Raw genomic sequence first — 8,409 nt, 5'->3', positions numbered from 1 at the left:
GGGCGGCGCGGCGCGCGTAACGGGGGCGCCGCGGCGCTTCCTGAGGGGGGGCGTCGGCAACCGCGCTGCCGGACTGTTCCGGGCTCTGCGTGCCCGCGGGTGCATCGGCGATGGCGGCGGTGTCGGGGAAGGCCAGCAGCACCGTGTATTCGCGGCGCAGGCGGCTGTCGCAGAGGTCCTCGATGGTGAAGCGCAGCGCGGGGTCGAAACTCGGCAGGCGGTGCGAAAGCACGAGCCTCGCCTTCGGTCCGCGCCCGGTGAGGTCGAGGCGCGCATTGCGCACCCGCGGCAGGCCGTCGGATGCCGCCGGCAGGTTCGCAAGACGCAGGCACTCGCCGAATTGCGCCGGGTCGCCCTGGAGGATGGGGATCTCGATCTTGAGGGGTTCGCCGATCTTCGACAGGGGAATGGGTTCGCCGAGAACGAAGGCACCGGATGGCGTCGGCGCGAACGCCAGCAGCGCCGCCAGAAGCAGGGGCGCGTAATCACTCGGGTGCAGGCACTGCTGTCTTGTCATCGTCCGTTCTTATGCTGGCGAGAGCCCGGGCGTAAAGCCATATCTTGTATCAAATCTTTGCGGAGCATTGTAACGAATTTGCATTCCCGCTGCCCGCCGAAAACCGCAGATCTTACCCTGAGCTTATGACATCCGGTAATTCAGGTGCGCTCGCGGGTGGACGACGGCGCCGCGCCGACCGAAATGGGCGCGTTGGCGCGCGGGCATCGTCCCGATTCGCGGTAACATGTGATTTTCCATACGTTGCCGTACGTCCGATGCCGCTCTCTCCTCCCAAGTGCGCACGCAGTCCGGCGCATCTGCGCCAGATCACGGTCGAGGGTTTTCGCCGCGACGATGGCCTGCTGGAGCTCGATGCCTGCCTGCGCGACACGAAGGCCGTCGATTATCCGCTCGCGTCCGGAGTGCGACGCGCCGGCGATCCCGTGCACGAGATGCGCGTGCGCATCACGATCGACGAGGCATTCAACATCGTCGACGCCGAGGCGTGTTCCGATCGTGTCCCCTATGAGGGTGAATGCGACACGATCGGGCCCGCCTATGGGCGGCTGGTCGGGCTCAACCTGATCGCCGGCTTTCGCCGCAACGTCGGGGAGATGTTCGCCGACGTGCGCGGTTGCTCGCACGTGACGGAGCTGCTGATGAGCCTGCCGACGGCGGCGGTGCAGACTTTCGCGACTTACCGGCGCGACAACGAGGACACCGTCGAGAAGCCCTTCCAACTCGACCGGTGCCACGCACTGGAGAGTTCGCGCGAGACGGTGCGCCGCTATTACCCAAAGTGGTACCGCAAGCCCGCAACCGACGAGTAGCGGCGGCCCGCCGCGCGGCCGGACGGTTCGCGCGGGAGTTGCGATTCTGCACTGCGCAATTGCGGGTATAATCCTGCGATCTTGCGACCTTCAGGCCCGTTTCGGGTCCGGGTCAATAGGTCGGGCCGGGCGACATACGACCGGTCGGGAGCGGTATGCGTCGGTCGAGGGAGACGGCGTATGTCGCGGAGCGATGCTCCGAAGCGTCCCATCAACCTGTTCGCGGCGTCCAGGGCGTCGCGGCTTCGATCGAAGGGCAATCATGAAGATTCATGAGTATCAGGCAAAAGAACTACTAAGAAAGTATGGCGTCGTGACGCCGCGCGGTTTCCATACCGTGTCGGTGGATGGCGCGGTGAAGGCAGCCGAAGAGCTGGGCGGCAAGGTTTGGGTCGTGAAGGCACAGATCCACGCCGGTGGCCGCGGCAAGGGCGGCGGCGTGAAGCTCGCCCGCTCGCTGGACGAAGTGCGCCAGTACGCGAACGACATTCTCGGCATGCAGCTGATCACGCACCAGACCGGGCCCGAAGGCCAGAAGGTGCGTAACCTGCTGATCGAGGAAGGCGCCGACATCAAGAAGGAATACTACGTTGCTGCGCTGACCGACCGCGCCACGCAGAAGGTCGCGATCATGGCCTCCTCCGAAGGCGGCATGGACATCGAGGAAGTCGCGCACAGCACGCCTGAGAAGATCCTCAAGGAATTCGTGGATCCGCTGGTCGGCCTGACCGACGCGCAAGCCGAGAACCTGGCCCGCGGTATCGGCGTGCCGGAAGCCTCGGTCGCCAAGGCGGTGGATACGCTGAAGCGCCTGTACACCTGCTACATGGAAACCGATGCCTCGCTGGCGGAGATCAACCCGCTGATCCTCGAAGGCAACGGCAACATCAAGGCGCTCGACGCCAAGTTCAACTTCGATTCGAACGCGCTGTACCGTCATCCGGAGATCGTCGATTTCCGTGACTTCGACGAGGAAGATGCCGATGAAATCGAAGCCTCGAAGTTCGACCTCGCCTACATCTCGCTCGACGGCAACATCGGCTGCCTGGTGAACGGCGCCGGTCTGGCGATGGCCACGATGGACACGATCAAGCTGTTCGGCGCCGAGCCGGCCAACTTCCTCGACGTCGGTGGCGGCGCGACGACCGAGAAGGTCACCGAAGCGTTCAAGATCATGCTCAAGAACCCCAAGGTCAAGGGCATCCTGGTCAACATCTTCGGCGGCATCATGAAGTGCGACACCATCGCCACCGGCGTGGTCGCTGCTGCGAAGGAAGTGAATCTCTCCGTCCCGCTCGTGGTGCGCATGAAGGGCACCAACGAAGACCTCGGCAAGAAGATCCTCGCCGAGTCGGGCCTGCCGATCATCTCCGCCGACACGATGGCGGAAGCTGCGACCAAGATCGTCGCGGCGGTCAAGTAAGGAGAGAGTGAATGTCCATCCTGATCAACAAAGACACCAAGGTCATCACCCAGGGCATCACGGGCAAGACCGGCCAGTTCCACACCGAGAAGTGCCAGGAATACGCGAACGGCAAGAACTGCTTCGTCGCCGGCGTGAATCCGAAGAAGGCGGGCGAGAAGATCTTCGACATCCCCATCTACGCCTCGGTGAAGGAAGCTGCTGCTGAAACCGGCGCGACCGTGTCCGTGATCTACGTGCCGCCGGCAGGTGCCGCCGACGCGATCTGGGAAGCCTGCGAGGCCGACCTGGATCTGGCGATCTGCATCACCGAAGGCATCCCGGTCCGCGACATGCTGGTCGTGCGCAACAAGATGAAGCAGAAGGTTGCCAAGGGCGGCAAGGAAACCCTGCTGCTGGGCCCCAACTGCCCGGGCCTGATCACGCCGGACGAGATCAAGATCGGCATCATGCCGGGTCACATCCACCGCAAGGGGCGCATCGGCGTCGTGTCGCGTTCGGGCACGCTGACCTATGAAGCCGTGGCGCAGCTGACCGAAATCGGTCTGGGCCAGTCTTCGGCGGTTGGTATCGGCGGCGACCCGATCAACGGCCTGAAGCACATCGACGTGATGCGCATGTTCAACGACGATCCGGACACCGACGCGGTGATCATGATCGGCGAGATCGGCGGTCCCGACGAAGCCGAAGCCGCGCAGTGGTGCAAGGCCAACATGAAGAAGCCGATCGTCGGCTTCATCGCCGGCGTGACCGCGCCGGCCGGCAAGCGCATGGGCCACGCCGGTGCGCTGATCTCCGGCGGCGCCGACACCGCTGACGCCAAGCTCGCCATCATGGAAGAGTGCGGCTTCACCGTGACGCGCAACCCGTCCGAGATGGCCAAGCTGCTGAAGGCGATGCTGTAAGCGTCGTTTCTTCCGCAACACGAAAAAGCGCCGGCTGGTCCGGCGCTTTTTATTTTCGTCGCGATGTTCGTGACGTGACGTTTGTCTGTGTCGGGTTCGTGCCAATTGTCGTGTCGGCAGGATGCCGCCTGGGGCCGGCGGAGGGTGAATCCCCCGAACTGGCGCTGCCTGCGGGGCGATTTGCTGGCGGATGCCAGGGTGGCATCGTCCTTGCGGTAGCAGGGCAATGCCATTCACGGGACGCAGCACATCATGTTGACGATCAACGATACGACCTTGCGCGACGGCGAGCAGACGGCCGGGGTCGCCTTCACGGCGGACGAGAAGCTGGCGATTGCGCAGGCGCTGGCGGTTGCCGGCGTGCGCGAGATGGAGATCGGCGTGCCGGCGATGGGCGAGGCGGAGCGCGATGTGATCCGCGCGATCGTCGCGCTGAAATTGCCGGCGCGGCTGATGGTGTGGTGCCGCATGTGCGTGGCCGATCTCGACGCGGCGGCCGATTGCGGGGCGGACATCATCCATCTGGCGCTGCCGGTGTCGGACCAGCAGATCGAGCGCAAGCTGGGGCGGGATCGCGAGTGGGCTTTGGCACAGCTGCGCGATACCTTGCGCACGGCCCGCGAGCGCGGGCTGGTGGTGTCCGTCGGGGGCGAGGATGCGTCGCGCGCCGACCCGGACTTCCTGTGCCGCGTGCTGGAGACTGCGCAGGCAGCGGGCGCGGTGCGCTTCCGCTATGCGGACACGCTCGGCGTGCTCGATCCGTTTTCGACCCACGCGGCAATTGCACGCCTGCGGGCGGCAAGCGACCTGGACATCGAGATGCACGCGCACGACGACCTCGGGCTGGCCACCGCGAACACGCTGGCGGCCGTGAAGGCCGGTGCGACGCACATCAGCACGACGGTGAACGGTCTGGGTGAGCGTGCCGGCAATGCGCCGCTGGAAGAAGCGGTGATGGCGCTGCGCCACCTGCACGGCATCGAGTCGGGTGTCGATTCGCGGCAGTTGCCGGTGATCTCGGAACTGGTCGCGGAGGCGTCGGGACGTCCGGTGGCGGCGAACAAGCCGATTGTCGGCGGCTGGGTGTTCACGCACGAGGCGGGCATCCACGTCGATGGGCTGGTGAAGGATGCGGGCAATTACCAGAGCTTCGATCCGGCCGAGGTCGGGCGCAGCCATCGCCTGGTGCTGGGAAAGCATTCGGGGGCGGCGTCGATCGTGAATGCGTGCCGCGAACTGGGGCTGGAGGTCGATGCGGTGACCGCACGCCTCGTGCTCGAGCGGGTGCGCGAACATGCGATGCGGACCAAGCGCAGTCCGGATCTGCGCGAGCTGATGCGCTTCCACCGCGAATGTCGTGCGCTGCTGACCGAAGGAGTGATGCCGTGAATACCCTTGTTGAAGACCTGAAGCACCTCGAGAGCGCGGAGGATTTCCTCAATTACTTCGCGATCCCCTACGATGCCGCCGTCGTGCAGGTGAGCCGCCTGCATATCCTGAAGCGCTTCCAGCAGTATCTCGCGCGCGAGGGCGGAGTCGAGAGCCTGTCTGCCGCGTCGGCCTTCGCGACCTGTCGTACGTTGCTCGCGCGGGCGCACAACGATTTCGTCGCGTCGAACGGCATCGAGCAGAAGGTGTTCAAGGTGTTCCAGACCGCGCAGGGCGAGCACCGCGTTGCGATCGAGGGGCTGCGGCGCAAGGCCGGGTTCTGAGGCTGCTCCCTCCCCTTCAAGGGGGCGGAGGCGGGGTTTCGCGGAGCACCGCTCTGCGCCGCTGCAGCGGCGCAGACTCCTGAGTTGGGGTGGGGATGGGTTAAGCAGACGTGGCGGAAACCCATCCCCCTCCTAACCTCCCCCTTGAAGGGGGAGGAATTTGTTGCCCGAGCAGACTTCATCAACTTGATTGCCGCGTTCGCTTCAAACCATCACGTGGATGCAATCTCCAGCCATCAGCGTTCGCGCTTGTCGGCCGGCGGTGACGCAGCTTCAACAAGGCCGGCCTGAAGTGCCGGCGAGATCGCCCCCGGGCGCAGTCTCAATCCTCGTCGCCCTCCACGAGGTCGCGGCGTGGGACGGTCTGCGGGTCGCACGTGATGGGGCGGTAGATCTCGATGCGGTCGCCCGCGCGCAGCGGGGCGTCGAGCTTCACGAGCCTGCTGAACACGCCGATCTTCTGCGCGGCGAGGTCGATGTGCGGAAACTGCCGCAGGATGCCGGAGTGTTCGATGGCGTCGCGGACGGTGGCCTCGTCCGGGACGTCGATCGTGACCCAGGCCTGCCGGCCGGGTTCGGAGTAGGCGACGCCGACTTGCATGGGGCTCTCCTTCGCTGGTCGTTCCGCTCACGCCGACGCCGGGCCGGGCACGGAGCAGTGGAATTCGGTGGCATGTGCGGCTTGCCGGCGTTTCAGCTCCCACGCGCGCTTGCCCGCGAGGAGGAAGCCGAGCACGGCGAAGCCGCCGGGCGGCAGGATCATCAGCAGGGCGCCGTTCCACGCACCGATCTTCATCTCGAGGAAGGCGAAGTGGCTGCCGAGCAGCGCGCTGGCCTGCGCGAACACGGTGGCGCTGCCGAGGATCTCGCGGATCAGGCCGATGACGGTGAGCGCGAAGGTGAAGCCGAGGCCCATCGCGAGTCCGTCGATGGCGGACGCGGCGACGGTGTTGCGCACCGCGAAGGCTTCCGCGCGGCCGAGGATCGCGCAGTTCACGACGATCAGCGCGATGAAGAGGCCGAGCACCTTGTAGAGCTCGTGCAGCCAGGCGTTGAGGACGAGGTCGACGAGCGTGACGAGGGTCGCGATGAGGACGACGAACACGGGGATGCGCACCTGTGCGCTGACCGCGTGGCGGATCGAGGCGACGAGGATGTTGGAGACGATCAGCACCGCGGTGGTCGCGAGGCCCATGCCGAGGCCGTTGGTGCCGGAGGTCGTGACGGCCATGGTCGGGCACATCGCGAGGAGTTGGGCGAAGACGACGTTGTTGTCCCACAGGCCGTCGCGCATCAGTTTGGCGGCGTTCATGGTTGCACTCCGAGGATTTCGTTGCGATGGGTGGCGAAGTAGTCGAGGCCGCCCTTGACGGCCTTGACCACCGCGCGCGGCGTGATGGTGGCGCCGGCGAAGCTGTCGTAGATGCCGCCATCCTTCTTCACGGCCCACTTTTCGGGGGCGGGTTCGCCGAGCGATTTGCCGTCGAAGCTCGTGATCCACGGGTTGCGGGCGATCTCGATCTTGTCGCCGAGTCCGGGCGTTTCGGTGTGTTTGAGGACGCGCACGCCCAGCACCTTGCCGGCGGGATCGACCGCCATCAGCAGGCGGATCTCGCCCGAATAGCCGCGCTCGGCGACGTTGAACACGGCGCCGGTGACGACGCCGGCCTTGCGTGCGATGTGGATCCTGCGGGTGCTGCCGGCGGCAGGGCCGGGCAGCTCGAGGACGTCCGCGAGCAGGTCGTTGTCGGCACTGCCGGGCGGCAGAACCTGGGCGAGCGTCATCTGCGTGTCGTGCACCTCGGCGGCGGCGATGGGCGCGCGCGTCGCATTGCTGGCGAGCGTGAGCGCGGTGCCGGCGATGAGGGCGATGCCACCGAGCAGCAGCGGCTGGTAGGCGAGCCGGTCGCGCAGCGCGTCGAGCGAGAAGCCGGCAGATTCGTCGGTGTCCATCATGCGCCTCCGGTGTTGTCGATCGGGGTGGGTTCGAGCGCGCGCCCGTCGCGTCGGCGGCCGAGGATGCGCGGACGGCAGTAGCGGTCGATCACGGGGGTCAGCGCGTTCATCAGCAGCACCGCGAAGGCCATGCCTTCCGGGTAACCGCCCCAGCTGCGGATGATCCAGGTGAGGAATCCGATGCCGAAGCCGAAGATGAGCTGTCCCGCCGGGGTGTTGGGCGAGGTGACGTAGTCGGTGGCGATGAAGAAGGCGCCGAGGAGTGCCGCGCCGGAGAGGAGGTGCTGGGGGGCGGAGAGGTAGCGTGCCGGATCGACGGCGTGGCCGATGAGGGCGGGCAGGGCGATGCCGGCGAGCACGGCGGCCGGGATGTGCCAGCGGATGATGCCGCTGGCGAGGAGGTAGAGCCCGCCCGCGAGCATCAGCAGGGCGCCGGTTTCGCCGAGGCTGCCGGTGCGCATGCCGGCCCAGTCGAAGAGCGCCTGCGGGCCGCTGGCGATCGCCTCGGGAACGGCGACGCCGCGTGAGAGTTCGGTCTTGCTGTGGCCGAGCAGCGATGCGGAGGTGACGGCGTCGGGGTGGGCGGGCGCTTCGGCGGTGATGCGCAGGCTGTCGATGAAGCCGGGAGCGCCTGCCGAGAACAGGGGCTGCGGCACGACCCACTGCGTCATCGCGACGGGGAAGGACACGAGCAGGGCGACGCGCGCGACCATCGCCGGATTGAAGAGGTTCTGCCCGAGGCCGCCGAAGACCTGCTTGCCGACGACGATGGCGATGACGCCGCCGAGGAGGCCGATCCACGCGGGTGCCCAGGGCGGCAGCGACAGCGCGAGCAGCCAGCCGGTGAGCAGCGCCGAGCCGTCGCCGAGGCCGCTCCTGCGGCCCATCAGGCGCTCGCAGAAGCGCTCGGCGAGCAGGCAGGCGCCGATGGTGACGGCGAAGAGGTTGAGCGCCGGCCAGCCGAACAGCCAGAAGCCGAACAGGGTCGCCGGAGTGAGTGCGAGCATCACACGCCGCATGACCTGCGCCACCGAGACGCCGCCGTGGGCGTGGGGCGAGGCGGCGAGGGCGGGCAGGGCGCCGT

10 protein-coding genes are annotated in these 8,409 nt (G+C 66.7%); 5 read left to right on the top strand and 5 right to left on the bottom strand.

Annotation, left to right across the window (positions count from 1 at the left end; all coding sequences use genetic code 11):
* Positions 1–517, bottom strand: a 517-nt coding sequence (locus tag GPA27_RS27305; RefSeq protein ID WP_211165281.1) for a type IV pilus assembly protein FimV, incomplete at its 3' end; no start/stop codon positions are given.
* Positions 518–774: 257 nt separating this feature from the next.
* Here GPA27_RS27305 and GPA27_RS27300 point away from each other — a divergent pair.
* The 5 genes from GPA27_RS27300 (at position 775) to nifW (ending at position 5,369) form a co-directional block, all read left to right on the top strand.
* Positions 775–1,329, top strand: coding sequence for a DUF2889 domain-containing protein (locus tag GPA27_RS27300; protein WP_169143562.1), 555 nt, complete (start codon positions 775–777; stop codon positions 1,327–1,329).
* 262 nt (positions 1,330–1,591) lie between these two features.
* The gene (gene sucC, locus GPA27_RS27295; RefSeq protein ID WP_169143561.1) at positions 1,592–2,752 is read left to right on the top strand and encodes an ADP-forming succinate--CoA ligase subunit beta; all 1,161 of its coding nucleotides are present in this window, start codon (positions 1,592–1,594) and stop codon (positions 2,750–2,752) included.
* Between the two features lie 11 nt (positions 2,753–2,763).
* Entirely contained in the window at positions 2,764–3,657 is an 894-nt protein-coding gene (gene sucD, locus GPA27_RS27290) for a succinate--CoA ligase subunit alpha (protein ID WP_018989085.1), read from the top strand.
* 252 nt (positions 3,658–3,909) lie between these two features.
* Positions 3,910–5,046, top strand: a complete 1,137-nt coding sequence (gene nifV, locus GPA27_RS27285; RefSeq protein WP_169143560.1) for a homocitrate synthase — start codon at positions 3,910–3,912, stop codon at positions 5,044–5,046.
* On the top strand, positions 5,043–5,369 hold the full coding sequence (nifW, locus tag GPA27_RS27280; RefSeq protein WP_169143559.1) for a nitrogenase-stabilizing/protective protein NifW: 327 nt from the start codon (positions 5,043–5,045) through the stop codon (positions 5,367–5,369). The genes nifV and nifW overlap by 4 nt, the downstream gene beginning before the upstream one ends.
* Before the next feature lie 322 nt (positions 5,370–5,691).
* Here nifW and GPA27_RS27275 read toward each other — a convergent pair whose 3' ends face one another.
* Genes GPA27_RS27275 through GPA27_RS27260 form a run of 4 tightly spaced genes read right to left on the bottom strand, consistent with a single transcriptional unit; the run spans position 5,692 to position 8,401 of the window.
* Positions 5,692–5,970 (bottom strand): RnfH family protein, encoded by a 279-nt coding sequence (locus tag GPA27_RS27275; RefSeq protein ID WP_169143558.1) that lies wholly within the window; start codon positions 5,968–5,970, stop codon positions 5,692–5,694.
* Between the two features lie 27 nt (positions 5,971–5,997).
* A complete protein-coding gene (locus tag GPA27_RS27270; RefSeq protein WP_169143557.1) occupies positions 5,998–6,681 on the bottom strand; it encodes an electron transport complex subunit E in 684 nt (227 codons plus the stop codon).
* Positions 6,678–7,322, bottom strand: coding sequence for an electron transport complex subunit RsxG (rsxG, locus tag GPA27_RS27265; protein WP_169143556.1), 645 nt, complete (start codon positions 7,320–7,322; stop codon positions 6,678–6,680). Before rsxG ends, GPA27_RS27270 begins: the two co-directional genes overlap by 4 nt.
* Entirely contained in the window at positions 7,322–8,401 is a 1,080-nt protein-coding gene (locus GPA27_RS27260) for an RnfABCDGE type electron transport complex subunit D (RefSeq protein ID WP_169143563.1), read from the bottom strand. Before GPA27_RS27260 ends, rsxG begins: the two co-directional genes overlap by 1 nt.
* Positions 8,402–8,409 lie beyond the last annotated feature (8 nt).

This window comes from Aromatoleum toluolicum (assembly GCF_012911005.2).
Taxonomy (GTDB): Bacteria; Pseudomonadota; Gammaproteobacteria; order Burkholderiales; family Rhodocyclaceae; genus Aromatoleum; species Aromatoleum toluolicum.
This window is presented reverse-complemented; position numbering and strand designations above follow the sequence as displayed.

Excerpts from the sequence above, each read along its gene's own strand:
- GPA27_RS27300 (WP_169143562.1), top strand. The coding sequence starts at position 775 with ATGCCGCTCTCTCCTCCCAAGTGCGCACGCAGTCCGGCGCATCTGCGC.
- sucC (WP_169143561.1), top strand. The coding sequence starts at position 1,592 with ATGAAGATTCATGAGTATCAGGCAAAAGAACTACTAAGAAAGTATGGC.
- sucD (WP_018989085.1), top strand. The coding sequence starts at position 2,764 with ATGTCCATCCTGATCAACAAAGACACCAAGGTCATCACCCAGGGCATC.
- nifV (WP_169143560.1), top strand. The coding sequence starts at position 3,910 with ATGTTGACGATCAACGATACGACCTTGCGCGACGGCGAGCAGACGGCC.
- GPA27_RS27275 (WP_169143558.1), bottom strand. The coding sequence starts at position 5,970 with ATGCAAGTCGGCGTCGCCTACTCCGAACCCGGCCGGCAGGCCTGGGTC.
- GPA27_RS27270 (WP_169143557.1), bottom strand. The coding sequence starts at position 6,681 with ATGAACGCCGCCAAACTGATGCGCGACGGCCTGTGGGACAACAACGTC.
- rsxG (WP_169143556.1), bottom strand. The coding sequence starts at position 7,322 with ATGGACACCGACGAATCTGCCGGCTTCTCGCTCGACGCGCTGCGCGAC.